At 48.8% G+C, this 22,679-nt stretch carries 18 protein-coding genes; 13 read left to right on the top strand and 5 right to left on the bottom strand.

What is annotated here, in order from left to right:
* Nucleotides 1-4: 4 nt before the first annotated feature.
* A complete protein-coding gene (locus LG200_RS09135) occupies nt 5-421 on the top strand; it encodes a hypothetical protein (RefSeq protein ID WP_226757249.1) in 417 nt (138 codons plus the stop codon).
* 49 nt (nt 422-470) lie between these two features.
* Here the strand turns inward: LG200_RS09135 and LG200_RS09130 are convergent, their stop codons facing one another.
* Genes LG200_RS09130 through LG200_RS09120 form a run of 3 tightly spaced genes read right to left on the bottom strand, consistent with a single transcriptional unit; the run spans nt 471 to nt 6,320 of the window.
* Nucleotides 471-1,883 (bottom strand): efflux transporter outer membrane subunit, encoded by a 1,413-nt coding sequence (locus LG200_RS09130; protein ID WP_226757248.1) that lies wholly within the window; start codon nt 1,881-1,883, stop codon nt 471-473.
* A 7-nt stretch (nt 1,884-1,890) separates the two neighbouring features.
* Nucleotides 1,891-3,144 carry an efflux RND transporter periplasmic adaptor subunit gene (locus LG200_RS09125; protein ID WP_226757247.1) on the bottom strand — a complete coding sequence of 418 codons (1,254 nt, stop codon included), beginning with the start codon at nt 3,142-3,144 and terminating at the stop codon, nt 1,891-1,893.
* Complete coding sequence (locus LG200_RS09120) at nt 3,141-6,320, bottom strand: efflux RND transporter permease subunit (RefSeq protein WP_226757246.1); 3,180 nt, start codon at nt 6,318-6,320, stop codon at nt 3,141-3,143. Before LG200_RS09120 ends, LG200_RS09125 begins: the two co-directional genes overlap by 4 nt.
* A gap of 519 nt (nt 6,321-6,839) precedes the next feature.
* Here LG200_RS09120 and LG200_RS09115 point away from each other — a divergent pair.
* From LG200_RS09115 to LG200_RS09075, 9 genes are all read left to right on the top strand, one after another.
* On the top strand, nt 6,840-9,131 hold the full coding sequence (locus tag LG200_RS09115) for a DUF1549 and DUF1553 domain-containing protein (protein WP_404809800.1): 2,292 nt from the start codon (nt 6,840-6,842) through the stop codon (nt 9,129-9,131).
* 40 nt (nt 9,132-9,171) lie between these two features.
* Nucleotides 9,172-10,614: a DUF1501 domain-containing protein gene (locus LG200_RS09110; protein WP_226757244.1), complete on the top strand. Its 1,443-nt coding sequence runs from the start codon at nt 9,172-9,174 to the stop codon at nt 10,612-10,614.
* 148 nt (nt 10,615-10,762) lie between these two features.
* The gene (locus tag LG200_RS09105; protein WP_226757243.1) at nt 10,763-11,146 is read left to right on the top strand and encodes a hypothetical protein; all 384 of its coding nucleotides are present in this window, start codon (nt 10,763-10,765) and stop codon (nt 11,144-11,146) included.
* Nucleotides 11,147-11,178: 32 nt separating this feature from the next.
* Nucleotides 11,179-11,778 (top strand): peroxiredoxin, encoded by a 600-nt coding sequence (locus tag LG200_RS09100; protein WP_226757242.1) that lies wholly within the window; start codon nt 11,179-11,181, stop codon nt 11,776-11,778.
* Nucleotides 11,779-11,809: 31 nt separating this feature from the next.
* Entirely contained in the window at nt 11,810-12,472 is a 663-nt protein-coding gene (locus LG200_RS09095) for a c-type cytochrome (RefSeq protein WP_226757241.1), read from the top strand.
* A 171-nt stretch (nt 12,473-12,643) separates the two neighbouring features.
* A complete protein-coding gene (locus LG200_RS09090) occupies nt 12,644-13,567 on the top strand; it encodes an SMP-30/gluconolactonase/LRE family protein (protein ID WP_226757240.1) in 924 nt (307 codons plus the stop codon).
* A gap of 94 nt (nt 13,568-13,661) precedes the next feature.
* Nucleotides 13,662-14,141: a c-type cytochrome gene (locus LG200_RS09085; RefSeq protein WP_226757239.1), complete on the top strand. Its 480-nt coding sequence runs from the start codon at nt 13,662-13,664 to the stop codon at nt 14,139-14,141.
* 291 nt (nt 14,142-14,432) lie between these two features.
* On the top strand, nt 14,433-15,926 hold the full coding sequence (locus LG200_RS09080) for an MBL fold metallo-hydrolase (RefSeq protein WP_226757238.1): 1,494 nt from the start codon (nt 14,433-14,435) through the stop codon (nt 15,924-15,926).
* 117 nt (nt 15,927-16,043) lie between these two features.
* Entirely contained in the window at nt 16,044-16,643 is a 600-nt protein-coding gene (locus tag LG200_RS09075; RefSeq protein ID WP_226757237.1) for a 2OG-Fe(II) oxygenase, read from the top strand.
* A gap of 122 nt (nt 16,644-16,765) precedes the next feature.
* Here LG200_RS09075 and LG200_RS09070 read toward each other — a convergent pair whose 3' ends face one another.
* On the bottom strand, nt 16,766-17,146 hold the full coding sequence (locus LG200_RS09070) for a hypothetical protein (RefSeq protein WP_226757236.1): 381 nt from the start codon (nt 17,144-17,146) through the stop codon (nt 16,766-16,768).
* Nucleotides 17,147-17,416: 270 nt separating this feature from the next.
* Nucleotides 17,417-20,167 carry a TonB-dependent receptor gene (locus LG200_RS09065; protein WP_226757235.1) on the bottom strand — a complete coding sequence of 917 codons (2,751 nt, stop codon included), beginning with the start codon at nt 20,165-20,167 and terminating at the stop codon, nt 17,417-17,419.
* A gap of 611 nt (nt 20,168-20,778) precedes the next feature.
* Here LG200_RS09065 and LG200_RS09060 point away from each other — a divergent pair.
* From LG200_RS09060 to ccmB, 3 genes are all read left to right on the top strand, one after another.
* Nucleotides 20,779-21,243: a c-type cytochrome gene (locus LG200_RS09060; protein ID WP_226757234.1), complete on the top strand. Its 465-nt coding sequence runs from the start codon at nt 20,779-20,781 to the stop codon at nt 21,241-21,243.
* Nucleotides 21,244-21,385: 142 nt separating this feature from the next.
* Nucleotides 21,386-22,006 (top strand): cytochrome c biogenesis heme-transporting ATPase CcmA, encoded by a 621-nt coding sequence (gene ccmA, locus LG200_RS09055; protein WP_226757233.1) that lies wholly within the window; start codon nt 21,386-21,388, stop codon nt 22,004-22,006.
* On the top strand, nt 22,006-22,674 hold the full coding sequence (gene ccmB, locus LG200_RS09050) for a heme exporter protein CcmB (protein ID WP_226757232.1): 669 nt from the start codon (nt 22,006-22,008) through the stop codon (nt 22,672-22,674). The genes ccmA and ccmB overlap by 1 nt, the downstream gene beginning before the upstream one ends.
* The last annotated feature ends 5 nt before the right edge of the window (nt 22,675-22,679 follow it).

Below are 22,679 nucleotides of genomic sequence, written 5' to 3'. Positions count from 1 at the left end.
CTGTATGGGAATTTTCAAAGATATCGTCAAGAAGGTTGCATTGGCTGCTGCAGTTGTCGCTGGCAAACGCATTTTAAGCAAAGTGGTAAACGATGTGATTGATAGTGATAAATCAGACAAGGCAACAGCTATCAAAGCTGAGCCTAGCGCCACAGCGAAACCCAAGACTCCTTCCAGCCGAAGAAAGGCACCTGCCAAGGCAAAAAACTCTGATGCCAAACCTGTCAGCACCAGAAAGTCCAAGCCGGCTGGAGAAACTGAGGAAAAAAAGACTACCGCCAAGCCCAGGACATCGCGTAAGCCAAGAGCGAAAGCTGCCAATAAACCAGCAGCATCAAGCGCAGCCGAGGCATCGAAAGAAGGTGCTGTGACCAATGAAGCAAAATCAGAGCTTACTACCGAAAGCGAAAACAAAACTTAGTCCTCTCTGTTCATCATTTACCTGATGCTGGAGCTATAAGGCAGGGGATTCACGAGGGTGGGAGCGTCTGCCACCCTCCTCCCAGAGTCTTGATCAGATAGACCGTATTAATCAGCTGCTGGCCTGTAATCTGCTGTACCAATCTGCGATTTTCAAGCTGAGATTTCCTTGCAATAAATAGCTCGAAAGATGTAGCTAGGCCATTCTTGTATTGGTGTTCAATAATCTCTGCAGCTTGGGATGAGGCGCGCTCTGCGCTCAAATTGCTTTCTGCTGCATCTGTCAGTGCTGTATCCGTACTCAACCCATCTTCGACTTCCTGTAGTGCGAGCAATACGGTTTGCCTGTAATTTGATGCGGCCAGCTCGTGCCCCGCCTTGGCAAAATCAACCCTTGCCACATTGCGATTGCCATCAAATATGGTCTGGCTTAGCGCCAGCCCCAGCGACCATACAATGCTGGGAGCATCAAGCAGGTTATTCAATTGGTTGCTTTGCCAGCCCCGGCTGGCAGTTAATCTTAGATTTGGAAACCAGGCTGCTTTTGCTATACCGATTTGTGCGTTGGCCGCAGCGACTGCGCGTTCGGCTGCCGCAATATCTGGACGTCTTTCCAGGACATGGGCAGGCAAGTCCAGTGGTACGGCTGGAATACTTGCTGGCAGAGGGGAACTATTGACCGTGAATTTTGCTACGGGCACCCCGACCAGTGTTGCTAACGCATGCACGGTTCTATCGCGCTGGCTTTTTAACAGGCTGAGTTGGGCTTGGGTGCTGTTCAAAAGGGTTTCCTGTTGAAGGCTGTCCAACTTTGAGGCGATACCATTCTCCTCGCGGAAACGGATCAGCTCCACGATGCCTTTCTGTATTTCCAGGATTTCTTCCAACGCCTGAATTTCTGCATTCTGTGCGGATAGGTTGAAGTAATTGGCAGCTATATCAGCTGCCAGCAACAGCTTGATATTCTCCAAGTCAGCCTCAATTTGTTGCTGGCTGGCTGCGGCAGATTCTATTTCTCTCGAAATACGCCCAAATAGATCGACTTCATAAGCAGCAGTAAATACGGGATTAAGATTGGTCTGGATGTTGGTTGAAACGCTGGCATTGCGGGCGTTATTGGGCCTGTTGGCTGATGGTTGCGTGCGCGTGGCCACAATACCGAGATCTATTGTGGGGAGGTAAGCGGCACGGGAAATTTTCGCGAGTGCCCTTGCCTGTTCCAACCTGGAAATGCTGGCTTTCAGCGATTGGTTGCCGCTGAGCGCTTGTTGCTCCAGTCGGTTGAGTTCTTCATCCTCGAATATTTCCCACCAGGATCCCTTGTCAAGCCTGTCGCCCGGACGCGCTGTTTGCCAGCCTTCTTGCCATGTCTCAGGAATATCTGCCAGCGGTTTGCGGTAGTCCGGTCCCACTGCACATCCTGCCAGCAGCAGCATCAATAATGCTTGTATAGTACGCTTCATGCTGTGCTTAACTCCTGGAGTTTCCTGTGGTTTGAGCAGGAGCCGTGTTGCTATTTTTGTTTTGAGGCTTCCCCTCTTTCTTGTCTTCCTGAATGACTATTTCTTGCGCCAATACCGTCTCATCTGCTTCCAAGGAATCAGCCGGGTTGATAATGAGTCTGTCTTCCTTCGAAATGCCGCTGAGGATTTCTACGGTTTTGCCTAGATCTCGTCCCAATCGTACAGGGCGGAACTCCACTTTGTTGTCTGTGTTGAGTGTTGCGATGCTAGGTTCATTTTTACCCAGGATGAGGACGCCAGCGGGCACTATCAATGCTTTTACTGAGCTGACCAACTCCAGGTCGACATCGACAAATGCACCAGGGATCAGTTCTCCAGTGGGGTTGGGCAGCAGAATTTCCACTTGCCGCGAGCGCGTGACCGGGTCCAGCGCGCCTGATACATGGGAGATAGTGCCAATAAAGGCTTTATCCTGGATTTCATTGAGCCGTATCTGGACTTGTTGCCCCTGTTTGACGCCGCTAGCATAAACCTGCGGTACCCAAAGGCTGATCCTCAGCTTGTCGGATTGTGCCAATGTGAATAGCTCATTGCTGCCTGCCGTGACCAAGGTTCCCAAATCGACATGGCGACTGATAATGGTTCCGGAAAAAGGCGCAGTGATACGCCTGAAATCTTCCAGTTGTTCCAGACGTTTGACAGTGGTTCTTGCAACTTCTAATTCAGCATTGGCCTGAGCCAGCAGGCTGCGCTTTTCTTCAAGATCCTGTTGGGTGACTGACTCGCGCTGGCGTAATATTTCCCAACGTTCCTGCGTCAGTTGGGCCAAGGCTTGCCTGGCCTGCACTTGGTCAAGGGAGGCTCTTGCCTGTGCCAGTTCTTGGGTTTGCTCGGGCGCATCAATCTGTGCCAATAACTCCCCCTGTTTGACTTTATCACCCAGGGTCTTGTACCAAGCGGATAAATAGCCATTGCTGCGTGCATAAAGCACAGCTTCAGCATAACCACGCAAGGTAGCGGGCAGGGTGATATTGTTGACCAGGTTGCCTGGCTTGGCGTAAACAAAATTCACTGAGCGTTGCAGTGTTTCCTGGGTTCTTGACTCCAATGCAGAAGCATCTTTTGCGTTGAGCGTGAGCCTCAGGAGTCCACTAACCAGCAATATAGCGATCAGTAGCAGGCTAAACCAGCCAAAGCTGCGCAATGTGCGGGTGGAGTCCGTGGCTGATTGGACGAGCAAGTCGGGTTCTATATTGGTCATGGCGTAGTTGGCTCAGAATGAATTTGACTGGAGTGGTGATTGGCACTGGACTGGCGCAAGCGGTGCAGGCTGGCAAATACAATTGGTACAAACAAAAGGGTAGATACCGTGGCAAACAGCAAACCACCAATGACAGCACGGCCCAGCGGCGCATTCTGCTCACCGCCTTCACCCAGGCCTAGCGCCATTGGCAACATGCCCACGATCATTGCAGCAGCAGTCATCAATACAGGACGCAAGCGTGTAGCGCCAGCTTCCAGGGCAGCGGTAATCGGTGGTATGCCAAGGGCTAGCCGAGCACGTGCAAACGAGACCACCAATATACTATTGGCGGTGACCACACCTATGCTCATGATGATGCCAGTAAGCGCGGGCACGCTGAGCGTAGTGCCGCTAAGGAACAACGTCCAGGCAATGCCTGCCAGTGCCGCAGGCAGGGCGGTAATGATAATGGCGGCATCCAGCCAGGACTGGAAATTGACCACAATCAGCAGATAAACCAGCACGATAGCCACAACCAGGCCGGTACCCAGCCCGATAAAAGCATTTTCCAGTGTGAGGCTCTGCCCGCGAATTTCAATTTCAGACCCTTTGGGCAATTGCTCGCGAGTTTCATCCACCAGCTTCTGGATAGCGCGGCTGGCACTGCCAAGATCGCGCCCTTGTACGCTGGCATATACATTGACGACCTGGTTGACGTCATAGTGGGAAACGACGGGCTGCTGTGCAGAGCGGGATATCTTGACAAGATTTCCCAATAGTTGCGGTTCACTGTTGCTGCTTTTGACCGGGGTCCTCAGCAGAGCATCTATGCTGGAAAGGTCAGATTCCAGCGAGTTGACACCAATATTATAGGTGTTGCCATTGACCGGATTGAGCCAGTAGACAGGGGCGGTTTGCATACTGCCACTGAGGGAAATCATGAGGTTTTGTGCTACATCTGTCGCTGTCAGGCCCAGTTGATGCAAGCGTGCTCTATCCATTTCCAGTGCCAATACAGGCTTGCTCCAGCGTTGGTGAACATGGGCATCAACAACACCAGGAATCTGTCGTAGCTTGTTGCTGAAACTATTGGCAATGATCGTGTTTTCTTCAACTTTGTTACCCTTGAACAGGATATCAATAGGGGCTGGAATGCCGAAATTCAGTGTCTGGCTGACTTGGTCGGCTGGCTGGAAGAAAAACTCCACACCAGGAAACTCGCGTGGCAATTTTGTACGTAGCTCGGCAATATAGTTGGCGGTGGGTTTTCGCTTGTAATCAAGCAGGGAAATCATGATTTCCGAATCTGAGGACTCTACGGTGCCGGCATTGCCAAAGAGCGTATTGCGCGGTGAGTACGGTCCTCCAACAATATCCAGCACATTACCAATTTCAGCAGCAGGAATAACATTCTTGATACTGCGTTCGATTTTGTCGACCAGCCTGGGCATTTCCTCTATGCGAGTTCCAGATGGCGCTCTGATATGCAGGCGTATCTGGCCCGCATCAACCTCTGGAAACAGGTCTTGCCCCAGGAGTGGATAGATACCAAGCGATAGCAGGCTGAACAAAACAAATAGCAGGCTGAAGCTACGACGGCGCTTCAGCAGGGCACTTAACAGGTTGACATAGTAGTGGCGGAATGTTTCAAAGCCATGGTTGAATTTCTCATGCAGGCTCTTGAACAACCACAGCCTGCCGGGCTGTTTGCTCTTTCTCTTGGCAGTCATCATGAACATGACGAGGGTAGGCACCAGCGTGCGTGAAATAATGTAGGAAGCCAGCATGGCAAATATCACGGCTTCTGCCATGGGTACAAACAGATAACGCGTGATGCCTTCAAGAAAGAACATGGGTGCAAACACTATGCAGATGCAGAGTGTGGACACAAAAGCCGGGACTGCTATTTCAGCGGCTCCATCTAGAATGGCCTGATGAGGCGGCTTGCCCATGTGCATGTGCCTTTCCACATTCTCGATTTCCACTGTCGCATCGTCAACTAGAATCCCTATCGCAAGTGCAAGCCCGCCCAGCGTCATGAGGTTGATGGTTTCGCCTATCAGGTGCAGGACGATTAGTGAAGACATGATGGACAATGGAATGGAGACGGCAATAATTGCGGTGGTTTGCCAATTCCCTAAAAATAGCAGGATCAATGCTGCTGTCAGCGCTGCAGCAATCAATGCTTCAAACACGACATTGCTGATAGCAGCCTTGACGAACAAGGATTGATCAAACATGGCCTTGAGTTTGATTTCCTCAAGAGTCTCCATGGCTTTTGGCAATGCAGCCTTGACGCTGTTGACTACATTCAGCGAAGAGGCACCGCCAGTTTTCAGCACAGACACAAGAATGCCCCGTTCACCGTTCTGCCGAACGATATTGGTGGGCGGGGTGGAGCCGTCTCGCACCTGTGCGACGTCGCGCACATAAATAGTGTTGCCATTGATCGTGCGTATGGGGATGTCGCCCAGTTTTGGAATGCTGGGGATGGCGCCATTGAGGCTGACATCGTATTGACTCTCTCCAAGCTTGATTGTGCCAGTGGGTAAAATAAGAGTCTGTGCGGCAATGGCGTTGCTGACATCAGCCGGAGTCAGGCCCTTGGCCATCAGTGCTGCATTGTTGATGTTGACTGCCACTTGGCGACCACGATTGCCGTAAGGGAAGGTCATGGTGACCCCTTTGATCTTGAGCAAGCTGGGGCGCAAGGAGTTGTTGACGGCATCGCCAATTTCAATGTCAGACACGGTATCACTTGAAAGGCCAAGCTGTATCAGTGGCAAGTCTGTAGCCGAATACTGCACAACCTGTGCTGGTTGCATTCCCTGAGGCATGGAGCGCTGTGCTGTCGTTACATTGGACAGCACCTGGGCCATGGCTGAGCGTATGTCGGTACCCTGCTGAAAGAAAATCTTGCTAATCGACAGGCCGGAAATCGAGATAGATTCGGTATGTTCGACATCTTCTACTGTCTGGTTGAGGCCGCGTAGGGTCGGATTGGTAATGCGGTCAGCGATTTCACGTGCGGACAGGCCGTTATAAGACCAACTGATGGCAATGACCGGAATGTTGATGGAAGGAAAAATGTCCGTGGGCATGTTGCGCAGTACGTAGGGTGTGGACAACACAATGAGTAGCGCAGCCACTATAAAAGTATAGGGCCGGCGAAGGGCAATATTGACTATCCACATAATTGAGCTTGACTCCGATATTTCTTACTGAATATCTGCAACGAATGATTCTTGATGCCTTCTGGGTGAAGGACGGAAGTGAACAGCAAAAATCGTACCCAGATCAGTCAGGGCGGAAAAGGCGTCAAGTCCGCCTGTCTCCCATATGTGTGTTTGATTTTGAACACTTTTTACGCCAAGCCCTGCTGATTATGGGTCAGTTGTATGAATATCGTGCAGAAGCATTTGAATGGAAAATTTTCCAGCATGTTTTCACATCAACAGCTCACACACTTTTCTCTGTTGTTGCTCCAGCATCGGTGGCTGAGAGTATTCAGCATCTCAAAAGGAGGAATTTTTATTTTGCAAATATAATCAATAGGTTATTTGATTTGTGTTGTGCTTTTTCGTGTTGGCACAATAAATGCTGAAGACTTGGGCGATTTAATTCCAGTAGTTTCGAGCGATTTCGAAATGCTGATTATCCGTTAATTAAGGGATCGTCCAATGAGGCATAATTTTAGATACTTGATTTTAGCTGTGTTCTTGAGTGGGAGTGCTCTTGCTGCGGAAGCGGATGCTGACAAGATAGTAAAGTCAGCTGCGAGCAAAACCTCGTCAACCAATAAAGATTGGTCCTGGCAGCCTGTGGCCGCGCCGGAATTGCCTGCAATACAACAAAAGAAGTGGGCACGTAGCCCGATAGATGCTTTCGTGCTGACCAAGCTTGAAGAGAAGGGCATCAAGCCATCTGCCGAGGCAAGCCGTGCAGCCTTCATTCGCCGTGCCACTCTTGATGCATGGGGTTTGATACCGACTACGGCGGAAGTGAATGCGTTCGTGAATGACAAATCCCCTGATGCTTATGAGAAGCTGGTGGATCGTTTGCTGGCATCTCCCAAGTATGGCGAGCGCCAGGCGCGCAAATGGCTGGATCTTGCACGTTATGCAGATAGTTCTGGTTTCCAGGGCGACCAGACAAGACCCAACATGTGGCGTTACCGAGACTACGTCATCAACTCCTTTAATGAAGACAAGCCATATGACCGGTTTATCAAGGAGCAACTGGCTGGTGATGAGATTTATCCTGGTGATAACAGCGCGTTAGTTGCTACTGGTTTCTTGCGCGGTTTCCCGGACAATAGCAACTCCCGTGACTTGGTGCAGCGAAAATACCAGATTACGACTGACATCACCGATACGGTAGGCACTGCAATTCTGGGGACTACTTTTGAATGCGCTCGCTGCCATAACCACAAGTCGGACAAGATCAGCCAGAAAGACTACTTTGCCTTGCAGGCGTTCTTTGCCAACGTAAGTGCAGTGGATAACATTCCTGCCCCCAAAGGCCCTCAGGAAGTCCAGTTTGAAAAAGCTCAGGCTAAATGGCAAGAAGCAACCAGGGAAATCCGCGAAAAGAAAAAAGCCATTGTTGATGCTTACCGTTCTGAAGCCATTGCTTACTTGTTTGAGCGTTACTCTGCTGACACACAGGAGGCATTGAGGAAAGTCTATGTCCCAGATAGCCAGTGGACTGCTCGTGACCGCTGGATCAATCATCGTTATGGCGATTACCAGACCGATGACATTTTGGCGAATTTCTTCAGGGATAACGCTAGCAAAGATGCCAAAGACTATAAGCCTGAATATGCAGAGAAGTATGCTGAATACAAAAAGCTGGATGATGAGCTGAAGAAGTTCGACAAGATCAAGCCGGCCAAGGGTTCAAATACCATTTCTGCCATGACTGAGCTTGGGTACGCCGATGCGCCGCCAACCCATGTGTTGTTCACCGGTGCTTTTGACCACCCGCTTGATGAAGTGCAGCCAGCCTTTCCAGCGGCACTGACTAGCGAGAAGCCACAGATCGTCCCGACAGCGTTTTCTTCAGGACGGCGTACTGCCTTGGCTAACTGGATTGCCAGCCCACAAAACCCGTTGACAGCGCGTGTCTTTGTCAATCGTGTATGGGACCAATACTTTGGCTCTGGCATCGTCCGTACCGTCAGCGACTTTGGTCGGGCAGGAGATAAGCCTAACAATCCGGAACTCCTGGAATATCTTGCCAGCAACTTCGTGAAACAAGGTTGGAGCGTCAAGAAACTGCATAAGGAAATTCTGTTGTCTAGCGTCTACCGTCAGTCATCCGACTATCGAGAAGATGCTTACAAGGCAGATCCTGAAAACAAACTGCTGGCAGTATTCCCACGGAAGCGACTGGATGCAGAGCAGATCCGGGATTCCCTGCTGGTGGCTTCAGGCAAGCTGGAAGACAAAGTGGGTGGCCCTAGCGTGATGCCTCCTGTGCCTTCAAACCTGAATGCGGGCCGTTTCTGGGAAGTTTCCAAGGATACCAGCGACTGGAATCGTCGCAGCCTCTATATCTTTACCCGTCGTAGCGTGCCTTATCCATTGTTAGATACTTTTGACATGGCGAATGCACAACAGGTGCACAGCAAGCGGGACGTGACGACTACGCCACTGCAAGCACTCACTTTATTCAATAGCGACGTGATCTTTGGCTGGTCACAAGCATTGGCAGGAAAAGTAATTAGTGAGGCTGGGGCAAGTGAATCTGCCCAGGTGGACAAGCTGTTCCAAGTGCTGTTTGCGCGGAATCCGGATAAGGAAGAGAAAGCAGCCCTGATAGCTTTCCTTGGCAGCCAGGAAAAGCTGATCAAGGAGAAGATCAAGGATTCGGAAGGAAAATTGGCACTGGCTGTACCAGTTGGATTAAAGGATACGCAGCAATTGGATCCAGTTCGAGCCTCTGCCTTTGTGGACTTGGTGCATACAGTGGCCAACTCAAACGAATTCAGCTATCGCTTCTAAACAGCGTTTACATCGAATACAAATAAAAGGAAACAACATCATGAGCAACAATTCACGGCGTGATTTTTTGTTTAAAACGAGTTACGGGGTGGGAGGCTTGGCCCTTAGCGGCCTGATGCCTGGCGGTGGATTATTTACCACCTTTGCCAACGCAGCTTCACTGGTCGATCCATTGAGTCCTAAGGGTACTCACTTCCCGGCCAAAGTTAAATCGGTCATCTGGCTGCATATGGATGGCGCACCTAGCACGCTGGAACTGTTTGATTACAAACCTGATTTGATTAAGTTGGCTGGACAGCAGATTCCAGATTCCTTCCTCAATGGACTGAAGGCGGGCATCCGTGGTGGTGACGGAAAATTGTTTGCAACCGACCGCACCTGGAAACAGCATGGCGAGAGCGGTGCCTGGTTCTCTGACCTACTGCCAAATCTGGCTAAACATGCCGATAAACTGGCGTTTGTTAAATCCAGCGTGACCATCGGGGCTACACATGATATTTCCATTCTCAAGCTGAACACGGGCGATCTTAACCCTGGCCGCCCGTCCCTGGGTGCCTGGATACAGTATGCCTTGGGTTCTGCCAATCCCGACTTGCCAGCCTATGTCGTGCTCTATAACGACAAAAAGGAGCCAACTGGCGGATCGATCAACTGGAGCTCAGGCTTCTTGCCTGCGGTTTACCAGGGAACGGCTTTCCGTCCTGGCCCGTCCCCTATCCTGCATCTGGACAGGCCTGAGCTGATTGCGGCAGCGCAACAGCAGGGTAGCCTGGATCTGTTGACCAGATTGAATCGTGTACGCGGTGCACACTACCCGGAAGATACCGAACTACAAGCCCGTATCCGTTCTTATGAACTGGCTGCCCGGATGGAAGTGTCAGCCCCAGAAGCGGTAGACCTGACCAAGGAGACGGATGCAACCAAGGCGCTGTATGGCCTTGATGAGGACATTACCAAGAGTTACGGCCAAACCTTGTTGCGCGCACGCCGACTGGTAGAACGTGGAGTTCGTTTCATCCAGGTTGTCTCGGGCCCGCAGGATATTGCTGGTGACAGCCGTAACTGGGATGGACACAACGATATCGAGGAAAACCATCGCACTCATTCAAAAGTTGTTGATAAGCCGATTGCTGGCTTGCTTGCCGATCTTGAGTCTCGCGGCCTGCTCGATTCTACATTGATTGTGTGGACCTCAGAGTTTGGCCGTACGTCTTACGGGCAGAGTGGTACCGGCCGTGACCACAACCCATGGGGCTACACCCAGTGGCTGGCTGGCGGCGGTATCAAGGCTGGTACTACGTTCGGCCAAACAGATGAGGTGGGCCTGCAGGCTGTTGGCAAGACCATGGATACCTATGATCTTCATGCCACTGTCTTGCAGCTGATGGGCCTTGATCACCTGAAAACCACTTTCTTGCACAACGGCCGCTCGGAGCGTCCTACCGTGGTTTATGGTGAAGTCATCAAGGAATTGTTGGCTTAGCACTGGCTGGTTGCATCAAGCACTGCGCGATGAAAATCCTGGACGATCACTCAGGAAGGATCATCGCGCGGTTTAATTTAATGCTGAGTAAAAGCGCTTTAGGGGAATGATGCATAACCCCAGGATAGGCCTAGATTAAAAGGGTTAAATGAGTAAGTTCTTAGTTTCACTATTTGTTTATCTTGCTTTAACAGGATCTGTAGTAGCGGCACTGACTGAAATTGAAGAGGATTTCATGCAGGACATCGAAGACATACAGAAGAGCATGACATCGAATATTTCCTTGCAGGATGCAGCGACGGCAAAGTCGGAGGCGGTTGAGCTTGAAGCAATGTTCAAGGATGTTGAAGAGTTCTATGTGAAGAAGGGTGATGCGGCCGATGCCGTGGATTGGTCCAAGGAAAGTCGCGGTTATCTTGTAGCTATTTCCAAAGCGTTAGAAGCCAAGAATTTTGATGCTGCTTCTCAGTCTGCGGTCTCACTTGCCAAGACTTGCAAGGCTTGTCACAAGATTTATAAATCCAAGGATTAATTGTCCTGAAAGATTCAACATCGGAGTTCCCAATGAAAAGATTCATCGTTATCAGTAGTGTATTGCTTGGTTTATTCAGCTTGTCAGCATTGGCTGCGCTTAAGGATGGCGATGTTGCCCCCGACTTTAAGACACAAGCTTCGCTGAACGGGAAAAGTTTTGATTTCTCGTTGAAGGATGCATTGAAAAAAGGGCCTGTCGTGGTCTATTTCTATCCATCTGCTTATACCGGCGGATGCAATGTGCAAGCTCACACATTTGCAGAAAATCATGACAAGTTTGCCGCCGCAGGCGCCACCATTATTGGGGTATCGCTTGATAGCATTGAGCGCTTGAATGAGTTCTCGGCAGATCCTGATTATTGCGCAGGCAAGTTCCCGGTAGCCTCTGATGTTGGGGGCAAGATTGCCAAATCCTATGATCTGGTGGTGAGGGACGCCACCACTGGCAAAAAAGACACCAAAGGTAAAGAAATAGATCACGGCTTCGCTGAGCGTACGACCTTCATTATCACTGCTGATGGCAAGATAAGTGAAACCGTTGGAGGCGTGACGCCTGCATTGAATGTTGATAAAGCGCTTGAGTCTGTTCAGCGGCTGACTGCGGCTAAAGGCCTTGCCAAGAAGCCTTGATGCGCTTGGCAGGGAAGGGTAGGAAGGTTTCGTGGTAGTTAAGTTTTTGGTAAGGGCGTGTGCTGTAAGTGTGTTGTTTCTGGCGCTTGTGTCGAGTCAGTGTGCTGTTGCCGATGAGCACGATGGGATTGCAGACCGGGTTGGGGATGGAGACCCGGTGGCGGGTGAAGCCAAGTCCAAGGCCGAGTTATGCCAAGGATGCCATGGCGAGCAGGGCAATAGTAGCGGGGCAGAGTATCCGCGCCTTGCCGGTCAATATGCTGATTACATCATGAAACAGTTCAGAGATTTTCGTTCTGGCGCACGCCAGCATCATGTAATGAATGCCGTTGCTGGAAGCATTAAGGATGAAGACCTAGCGGATATTGCGGCTTATTTTGCCAGCCGCGACCGCGTGCGCAGCCAGCAGAAAAAATCCAATGAAATCGCGGAAAAGCTATTCGTCAATGGCGATATGAAGCGAACCATCATGGCTTGCGCAAGCTGTCATGGGACTGCTGGCCAAGGTAGCTATGTGGGGAGTGAAAGCTTCCCGGCGATAGCAGGGCAGCACAAGCTTTATTTACGTGAGCAGTTACTTAAATGGCGGGCACTTGAACGCAAGAATAGCCCTGGTGGCGTAATGAACCTGGTAGCTAAGTCGCTCAGGGATGAAGAAATTGAAGCCCTGGCGGATTACATATCGGGAATGTAGTTGAGTAGCAGGTCAGCACTGATCAGTCCCGAATGCTTAACTGGACATCACAGCATCCGGTGCCTGTAGGGTGGATCGTTAAAATAAAGGAGAAATAAAGATATGCAGGTCAATGTTGTTAAACGTGAATCGTGGCTAATAAAGTTATTAATTGCTGCCGCGGCTGTGAGTATGGTCTCAATAGCTCCAGTTCAGGCTGAGGAAGATCCGGTTACACCTGCCATCGCTGGCGTAGTGGCTGGCGGGGTTAAGATCCGCTTGATCAAAGATGGCTTCACTGGTACTGAGGGCCCTTTGGGTTTGCCTGACGGCAGCTTGATTTTTACTGAAACTCAGGCCAACCGAATTACGCGAATTGATGAAAATGACAATGTGACCACCTATATTGCAGATAGCAATGGGGCCAATGGCCTGGCGCTGAGTGTGAACGGTGAGCTGTACGCTGCACAAACGCTGAAACCTCGTGTCGGCATTATTCACCCTGCGGACAAAGCCAAAGTATTAGCGGAGCAATATGACGGCAAGCCATTGAACCGTCCAAATGACCTTGTGCTGGATAAAAAAGGGGGCGTGTATTTCACCGACCCAGGTGCTAACGGACCGGTCAAGCCTGATCAGGTACCAACAAAGCCAGCGGTCTACTACACTAAGCCTAGTGGCGAGCTGGTGTTGATTGCAACCGATATTGAACGTCCAAACGGTATTCAGCTCAGCCCAGATGAAAAAGTACTGTATGTGGCTAACACTGCCGGTGAATACATCATTGCATACGATATTGCTGCGGATGGCTCCGTCAGCAACAAGCGTAATTTCGCCAAACTTGAAGATGCCTTGCAGAAAACCGAAACTGGCGGTGTTTCCAGTGGAGCCGATGGCTTGGCGGTGGATGCTGATGGCAGATTGTATGTTGCTGCCAATACCGGCATACAGGTTTTTAGTGCCAAAGGTGAGTTCCTTGGCAATATTGCCTTACCCAGGAAAGCCCAGAATATTGCATTTTCTGGCAAGGACAAACGTACGTTCTATATCGTCGGTCGTGGCGCTGCATACAAATTCCCGACGTTGGCGCAAGGCTACACCGGTCGGGCCAAATAGCCTTGCTAAATACCTTGGCTTATGGTCCTGGATAACTTGGTATCTGTCATAAACAACCCTGCTTAGGCGGGGTTGTTACTTCATGGAAATATGAATGAAAATTTTTTCTAAATTGGTGTTACTGCCTTTGGTAGCAACTTATCTTGCTGTGTCCCCGCTTTCAGTCCTGGCTGCCCCTGCAGCCAAGCCGGAAAAGCTCATCCAATGGCGCCAGTCTGCCTATCGTGTGGTGGAATGGAATGTCGCCAGGATCAAAGCCGCGCTAGAAGGGCAATATGACAAAAATGAAGTTACCACGGCTGCCAATACAATTGCTAGTGTTGCCAGCTCTGGTATTGAGGACTTATTTGTCCCGGGAACCGAGCAGGGCAAAGGCTGGCACGAAACCAGCGCCAAGCCTGAGGCCTTCAAGGATCGTAAACGGTTTGCAGAGCTTTCACTCAGTTTCAGCAAAGAAGCTGCAGAGCTGGCAAAAATTGCGCCTACCGCTGACGCGGCTGCTGTGAAGGCGCAGTTTGGCAAGGTGACGCGTACTTGCAAAGCCTGCCACGATGATTTCAAGGGTAAGGAATAAACTGGCGCATAGCTGTAGGTGATCTGGCAGGAGCAGTTGGTGATGTGAATGCAACAGCGCTGTTTCTGACGGATTTCACCTGCAACAACGGATGAAGCAAATTTTTAGGCTTGCGAGGTTTCTTACTCTTTTTTTATTTTAATTTCATTGTTATTTTTCATATAAAACAATGTCTTGAATTTTTATCTGGTTAATTTTGCATTTGCACCGGATATTGTCGGCACTGGCGCATAATTTGCTGAGTATCCCAGGTTAATTGATAACACTTTTTAACCTACAAGGGAGCAAAATATGTCCGTAAGTAATTCCAGTTATTTCCACAGTGTTAACTGGCGCACACGCATAGTGGCCGTGCCGACCATTCTTTTTTCCCTGGGCTTGATCCCGACCTACAGTATGGCAGCAGGTACTTTGCAGGATGCTAGCGAGGCACTCGGAGTTGCCAAGATACAGTCCATCGCTTTTACTGGCACAGGACGCTGGTACCAGTTTGGCCAGGCACCCAATACCAAGTCTCCATGGCCGCCATTTGATGTCAGCAGCTATGATGCCACTATCAATTACGGTCAGCCGGCTGCACGCGTGCAAATTACGCGCAAGCAAGTGGTAGAAGCTGGTCGCGTAAGGCCTGCCCCGGTAGAGCAAAAACCTGATCAATACGTGAGCGGTAATGCTGCCTGGAATCTCGCCGCTGCCCCTGGTGCAGCCACCCCAACAGTACAGCCACAACCCGCGCAGTTGGAAGAACGAATCACGGAAATCTGGACAACTCCGCAAGGTTTTCTCAAGGCTGCCGCAGCCAACAATGCCACTTCGCAAGCCCATAATGGGGGCACCAAGCTGACATTCACCGCGGGCAAGAACCGTTATGTCGGCATTATCAATGTGAAGAATCAGGTTGAGCGTGTGCAAACCTGGATTGATAATCCGGTGCTGGGTGATACTGAAATTGACTATACCTATTCCAATTACAAGGATTTCAACGGTGTGTTGTTCCCTGCCCATATCGTACGCAAGCAGGGAGGATATCCGGTGCTGGACCTGAACATTGCATCTGTCACCCCTAATGCCGCTGCACATATCGATGTACCTGCCGAGGCTAGTGCCAGTAATGCTCAGAGCATCCTTGTCACGTCTGAAGAATTAGCTCCTGGCGTTTATTACCTCAAGGGAGGCACCCACCACAGTGTGCTGATAGACCAGAAGGATCACCTAGTGATAGTGGAGGCCCCGCTCAATGAAGCCCGCTCTGAAGCCGTGATTGCCAAGGCCAAGGAGCTCGTGCCAAACAAGCCGATTCGTTACCTGGTGAACACACATCACCATTTTGACCATTCAGGCGGTTTGCGCACCTTTGTCGACGAGGGAGCGACTATCGTTACTCAGCAGGCCAACAAGCCCTATTATGAAAAAATATGGGCTGCCAAGCATACGATCAATCCCGACCGCCTTGCGAAGTCAAACAAATCGGCCAAGTTTGCCGCTTTCTCCGATAAGCATGTATTGACTGACGGCCAGCGCAACATTGAGATTCATACCATCAAGGATAGCGGCCACAATGATGCCTTTGCCCTGATCTATCTTCCTGCAGAGAAAATTCTGATTGAGGCTGATGCTTACACACCATTGCCTGCTGGTGCTCCGGTTCCTGCAAGCATCAACCCATATTCAGTGAACTTGTATGACAATATCAAGCGCTTGAAGCTGAATGTAGACAAGATTGCTGCCTTGCATGGCCCTAATGTTGTTACCTTGGCTGACCTGGAAGGTTTTATTGGTAAATAAGTTACCTAAGAAATACTAACAATAACCTTCTTGGATAGTAATGCCGTTCAGTAGCTTCTGAACGGCATTTTGCTTCTATTTGTGCTGGCGCCAAGCTTTTAATGAGTGAAATGTCCGATGAATGCCAATAACCATCTATTAGCAGATATTGTGTACGATCAAGATTTTATTGTAGTTTATCAGGGGCTGGATGAAGGCTTGTGTGGCTCTATTGTCGATCTTTTTGATCAAGACAAAGGCAAGTGGCGGGGAAAGGTGGACAGGTCAGGAGGTGCTCTCTATGAAGCGGAAACTAAACGTTCCTGGGATCTTGAAATAGTCAATGAAGGTAATTGGCAGGACATCTTTCAGAGAGTCCATCCAAAGATTGAAGCTTGCATATCTCATTACATATCCAGAAGCCCTATATTAGAAGCATTTGATTTGCAGGCAACGGGGTACAAGATCCAAATGTATCCAAAAAACCAGGGCTATTTCCGTTGGCATGCCGACTCGATCGGAGGAGATACCGGAGACCGGGTTGTCGCCATGGTGCTGTATCTGAACGATGTGGAAAAAGGGGGAGAGACAGAATTTTTTCATCAAGGAATAAAAATCTCCCCGAAGGCCGGATATCTCGTTTTATTTCCTGCAGGGTGGAATTATATGCATTGTGGGCACATGCCTATATCGGGAGACAAATATATTATTTCGACCTTTATTAAGGTCAAACGCTAATCTTAAAATCCCCTTCCATTTACAAGTACCGGAATCCTTGGCCTCGTTTTGAACAAAGGATCACTTTAATTCAGGGGAAAGTCATTTGGATTTCCCCAAGTTTAAGAGGTAGATTTTTAATACTACTTGAACTTCTCACCAGCAGATTTTGCATCTTCAGAAATTTTATTATTGGCTTCCTGAATTGCCAGTTGCTCCTTTTTCACTTGATTATTGATTGCCTGTATATCTGCATTGGCTTCATCAACTATGCAATCCAAGTAAGGCTTGATTTTCTGGCGGTAGGCGTTTACTGCAAGAACGCTGTCGTTATAGGCATCTTCATCTGTTAGGTTGAGTGTGGGAGCGATAGGTTTACCACATTTTATAGAAGACCAATTGCCTTCTGTCAGCGTGCCCGCTTCGGTAAGATTGCTCATGCTATAAGCTGCAATTGCCACTATGGCAATCAATTTGCAAAAATTGTTGATCAGAGTTTTATGATGATATTTTTCAAGTTTCATATTTGATCTCTTAGTGATGATTTTAACAATTGATTTATCAAAGATAGATAGCAGAGACTGTGCCAATATAATGAGATATCTAATTGGTCTGAAAATATATTTTGATACAGCGTGTTAAGCTCATAACTTTATGATAATGGACCAAGAGTGTTCACGAGATTGATGTAATGGCAACATACTGCTGGTGGTAAATAAACAGCTGTGCCCAGCAAGGTGAAATAAAAACGGACTCCAGTGGAGTCCGTTTATCGAGTTGCCAATTAGGCCTGCTTAAAGATCACTAGTAAACATAATGCCAATCCAACGGGGAATAGCTGGCACATAGCTGTTCCAAGTACGTATCTGTGGCGTATCATCATCGAATAAGTTCTTCACTAGCAGGCTGACGTCAAACTTGCGGTCTCGTCTACCAAGACCAATCGAAAAATCTGTTCGAGTGTAAGCATCAACCCAACCATAACTTGAAAGAGTTACATCGGAGTTATATTTGCTGGTATATGCAAGGTTAATGCTGCTATGGAACTCTGCATTTGAAAAGACAGGATATCGATAATCTGCCCCAATGTTAAAGGAGAATTTTGCTGCTCCCGGCAAGTTTTCACCGGTTACATCTCGATAAGGATTACTTGTATTAGCTTCTTCAGGAGGTTTTCCTGCATTCTTGAAATCTTTATAGTAAGCGTTATTGTAGGCCCCAGCAAAACGTATCGTGGTATGTGGGAGTCCTGAATAGACTCCATCAAACTCTAATCCATACGCTCGAACCTTTGCAGCATTTCCTGTGGCTGATGTGTAGTAAAGTTGTTGAGTTGAACCACCACTATTAAGCTTGGTTGTATATTCATCATAGATCATCACTGCTTGTTGATAATCTTTAATATCAGTTAAGAATAAGTTTGTGTTGAAGGTTAAAGTGTCATTTAACAATATGCTTTTAAAACCAACTTCAAAGGATTTGGTTTTTTCCGGCTTGACTTGGTTATCATAACCATTAACAACTTGAGCTATACCAGATTTTTCACCATATTGTAATGAAACATATCCAGTGACATTTTCATTAAATTTATAACTTGGGCTGAATAATGCGGTAGGTTGTACTTTTCTGAAGGTCTCCGCTTCAACTTTATTATATACAATGCCTAATTGGTTTGCGCGAAGTGCTCTAGCTGCATTTATCTGGGCTAGTTCAGGGCTTAATAGCGTATTATAATCCTTACCAAAATATTTCTGAGCAACAGCATTTGCAAGTGCCATTTGTGTAGGGTCTGCTAGGTTTGTTGCATCATACCCACCCAGCAAGACTCCATTGACAGAGTAGGGGTTCAGATCTGCACCATAGCCTTGACTAGCGATGGATCTTGAAGATGAGTTGGCTCTATCCTCTAAAGTAAATCTTAAACCTGTTGTTAAAGTTAAAGGTTCGGAAAGATGCCAATCTGCTTGTCCGTAGATAGCAGCGCTTTTATTATGAATATCCTGTGGGATATTATATTCCAAGCCGCTTAATGCGTTTTGCATAAGATATCGACCAGCTCCTGTTGTATCTAAGGTTGTGTATTGATTATCGTTAGCAAACCATGCACCTGCGTCAGACCCAAATCCTGTTCGAGAGCTGTAATTATTGCGCGAACTCAAGAAATATAAACCAGTTTGGTAGTCTACAAATTCACCACCATTAGAAGATAATCTAAATTCCTGACTGATTTGATCATGACGGGTCACCAATCCACCACCATTTTTAGTAATGTCAAACGGAGTTCCTTCATCATTTCTGGCTTGGAAAGAGAAGTTTTTGTATGCAGTAATTGACGTTAGGGTGTGATTTTCTAAATGCCAGTTCAATACGGCAGATGTGCCCCAGGTAGATGTAACGAGCGGACGCTGGTCATTTTGATAAACACTATTATCTAAGTAATCATTTTTATAACTATAGTCGCTTCTTTGTAGAAACCAACGTCTATTTAATCTTGTTGAAGCATCTGTACCTAGTAAATTGGCTTGGCCATTTGCATATCTAGTGGGCGTTGGCTTGAAGAAAGTCCAGCCGTTGTAATATTCTTCGTGTTTTGGCGTTAGTTCAAGCCTTACCAGTGCATCGAACTTCTCCGTTGGCGTAAACAGAAATTGCACACGTCCTGAAACATTGTCTTTGTTCATGTAACGGAAGTCACGATTATAATTGTTGGGATAGTAACCCTCTCCTTTGTCTACAGCAAAAGAGCCACGCCATGCAAGCACATCCTCTATCACGGTTCCACCGATGGCCGCATTGGCGATCACTCGGTTGTTGTCGCCCATAGCGAGAGAGTAGCTTTGCTGAGACTCAAATGTTGGGCGACGAGTAGTGATCGTAATGGCACCTATGCTGGAATTCTTGCCTTTTAATGTTCCTTGAGGACCACGAGCTACTTCAACTTGTTCTATATCATAAAAGTCAAAGCTAGAGAGGGGGTTATAGCCATAGGAGACATCATCTACTGTCACTCCTACACTGGGGTCCATCGAATCTGTCTGAGCCTGTTTGCCCAATCCGCGAATTGAGAGGCTGCTGGTACGGGCGTTGCCCTGATTCCAGGATACGTTGGCTGCACGTTGGGTAACTGATCCCAGGTCACGTGCCTGGAATCGATCCAGTTCCTTGCCGCTGACCACTGAAATGGAGATTGGCACGTCCTGCAGTGCCTCCAGTTTGTTACGGCTACGTACCACCACCTTGCCCAGTTCTGCAGGTTCTTCTTCCTGCGCCACTTGTTGAGGTTGTGCAGCAGCAGGCTGGGTAGTTTGAGCCTCTGTTACATCTTGAGGTGGGCCGCTTTTTTGCGCAGCCAGTTCCTGTTGGCTCTTTTCCAATGCTTGTTTGAGCTTGGCGATTTCCGCCTGCAGCTCGTTAACAATGGCATCGTCCGCTGCATATATCGGATTGGCTCCCAGGATACTAATTGTTGCGCCAACAGCAGTTGCGATTCTGGATAATCTAAATGGCACCGTCCGTGGTCGGCGGTGACGATGTGAAAAATTCATTTTTAGTTCACTCCCCTAGATATGCAAATAAAAATTACCGCATCAGCTAGCGCAAAGAGTGTGCCAATTTATAAGTAAAGGGTATTTGTATAGGTTTAAATATTCCTTATTAGCCTATAGAAGCCTTGTTATTATTGGCCCCAATAAAAACCTGGAATGTAAAAATATTTAAATTTTTTTGCCTGAAGAACTGGTCTCATGCTGTTGGGTTTGAATCATTCTCTGTACTGGAATGTGATTGACTGATGATTTATTTCAAGCAGTTTTGATACAAACCGGATGGTACTTGATGCTTTTTTCTTAAGGATTGGGTGGCGCTAAGTTTTCTATTTGAAGTTGTTAATGAACAGTTGTTGTTTTTGTTGCAGCATTGAATGTTTGGTTTGGAACAGGCGGGTGCTTTTTTATTTTGGTTTTTTATTCAAGTGACTGTTTTAATTGGATGGTATGGATATTGCATAAAAACCATGATGCTAAGGTTGATTTATATGCCCAACGTTAGCGTTATGGAAGTGACAGGCATAGCAACTGAATAAGTCGGCTTGGGTTTGCCGGCGCAGCAGTGAAAAATCCAAATTCCAAACTCTGCCAATTAAAAAAGAGGAATCAAAGTGAAGAAAGTATTTCAACAACTTGTTCTTGTTATCGCCATGAGTGGAAGCGTGCATGCTGCTTATGCCGCTGATCCCAAGCCTGAAGAGGAAATCCGCTATCGCCAGTCTGTATTCAATGTGATTGGCCGTAACTTCAATGCATTGGGCGCTATCGCCAAAGGTGAGCGACCTTATGACCAGGCGTTTGCAGTGAAGACGGCGGCATTGCTTGAGCTATTGGGGCCATTGCCATTTGGCTCGTTCGGCCCTGGTACTGATAAAGGCGCTTTGAACAAGGCCGACCCTAAAATCTGGACTGAGCAGGCCAAATACAAAGAGGCAGCCGACAAGTTCCAGGTGGAGATTGCCAAATTGTCTGCATCGGCCAAGGATCTGGACTCGTTAAAGGCCCAGGTAGGGGAGATCGGCAAGACCTGCAAGGGGTGTCATGATAATTTCCGCCTGAAAGAAGCGCGCCAGTAGAGCCAGTAAGCAAGACGCTGGCCTTTAAATGGTCCAGCCAAGCTTGAATGTTGTGTGATTGTGGGGCCGGTTGCCTCAGCCGGCCCTGTTTTATTTGGGCTATACCTGCAGTTCTTTGGATGAAAGCAAGGTATTGGAAGTGATGAGCAAGCTGACGGTAGAACATCTTGCCTGCGTACGCGGCGACAGGTTGCTGTTCAAGAATATTAGCTTCACCCTTGATGCTGGCGAGCTGCTTTATGTATTAGGTGATAACGGGGCCGGCAAGAGCAGCCTGTTGCGTATTTTGTGCGGCATCTTGATTCCGGAGCAGGGCAGGGTGCATTGGGGTGGTCAGGATGTGAGCAAGGATAATGAACAATATCGTCTGGACTCACTTTTTATTAGCCACTTGAACGGACTGAAGGACGATTTGAGCGTTTCTGAGAATTTACGCTTTGCCACCTATCTGGCCGGGGAAGACAACCAGGAAGTTAATGTTAACCGCGCACTGGATGCGGTCAAGCTTCAAGCTTATGCCCATGAGCGCGTAGGCAGCCTTTCACAGGGACAGCGCCGCCGTGCCAGCCTGGCAAGGCTCTGGATAAGCCGCGCCCGCTTATGGTTGCTGGATGAGCCCTTTGCCGCGCTGGATACGGCATCCATTGCCATCCTGGCGGAACGTTTGCGGCAACACTTGCAAGCCGGTGGCATGGCGATATTGACCACACACCAGCAGGTTGATATCCAGGCCGCTGTGGTACACCAGCTCAAGATTGCTTAATGGCCGCTATCTTGATTGAAATAGTACGCCGCGATCTGCTGCTGGCAGTACGACGGTCTGCCGATGTGGCCACGGTACTGATTTTTTTTGTGGTGGTGGCCAGCCTGTTCCCGTTGGCCGGAAACCCCGATCCGGTTGTTCTCCGGAACCTTGCGCCGGGAGTGCTGTGGGTTTCCGCCTTGTTGGCGTGCCTGTTGTCATTGCCGCGCATTTTTGCAGGGGATTATGCAGACGGCTCCCTTGAGCAAATGGCGATCGCTCCGCAACCATTAAGCCTGCTGGTGCTAGGCAAGATATTTGCCCATTGGCTGGTATCGGCCCTGCCGCTGGTGCTGTTGGCGCCATTGCTGGGCTTGCAGTATGGGCTGCAGGGAGAGCCTTTGCTCGTGCTGGTAGCAGCCTTGTTGCTGGGCACGCCTACATTGAGCCTAATCGGCGCTATCGGCGCAGCATTGACATTGGGAGGCCGCGGGGGCGGGGCGCTGTTGCCTGTGCTGGTGCTGCCGTTGTATATCCCCGTCCTGATTTTCGGTGCCGGCGCGGTAGTCGCCAGCCAGGCTGGGCTTGAGGTGCGAGCTTATTTTTTGCTGCTTGGCGCCTGCTTTTTATTGTCGCTGGTAGTTGCTCCCTGGGCGACCGCCGTTGCTTTACGAATTGCTTTGGAATAGTGGAT

The organism is Methylobacillus caricis, assembly GCF_020532705.1.
Taxonomy (GTDB): domain Bacteria; phylum Pseudomonadota; class Gammaproteobacteria; order Burkholderiales; family Methylophilaceae; genus Methylobacillus; species Methylobacillus caricis.
The sequence above is the reverse complement of the archived record's forward strand: the minus strand, read 5'-3'. Positions and strand labels throughout refer to the sequence as shown.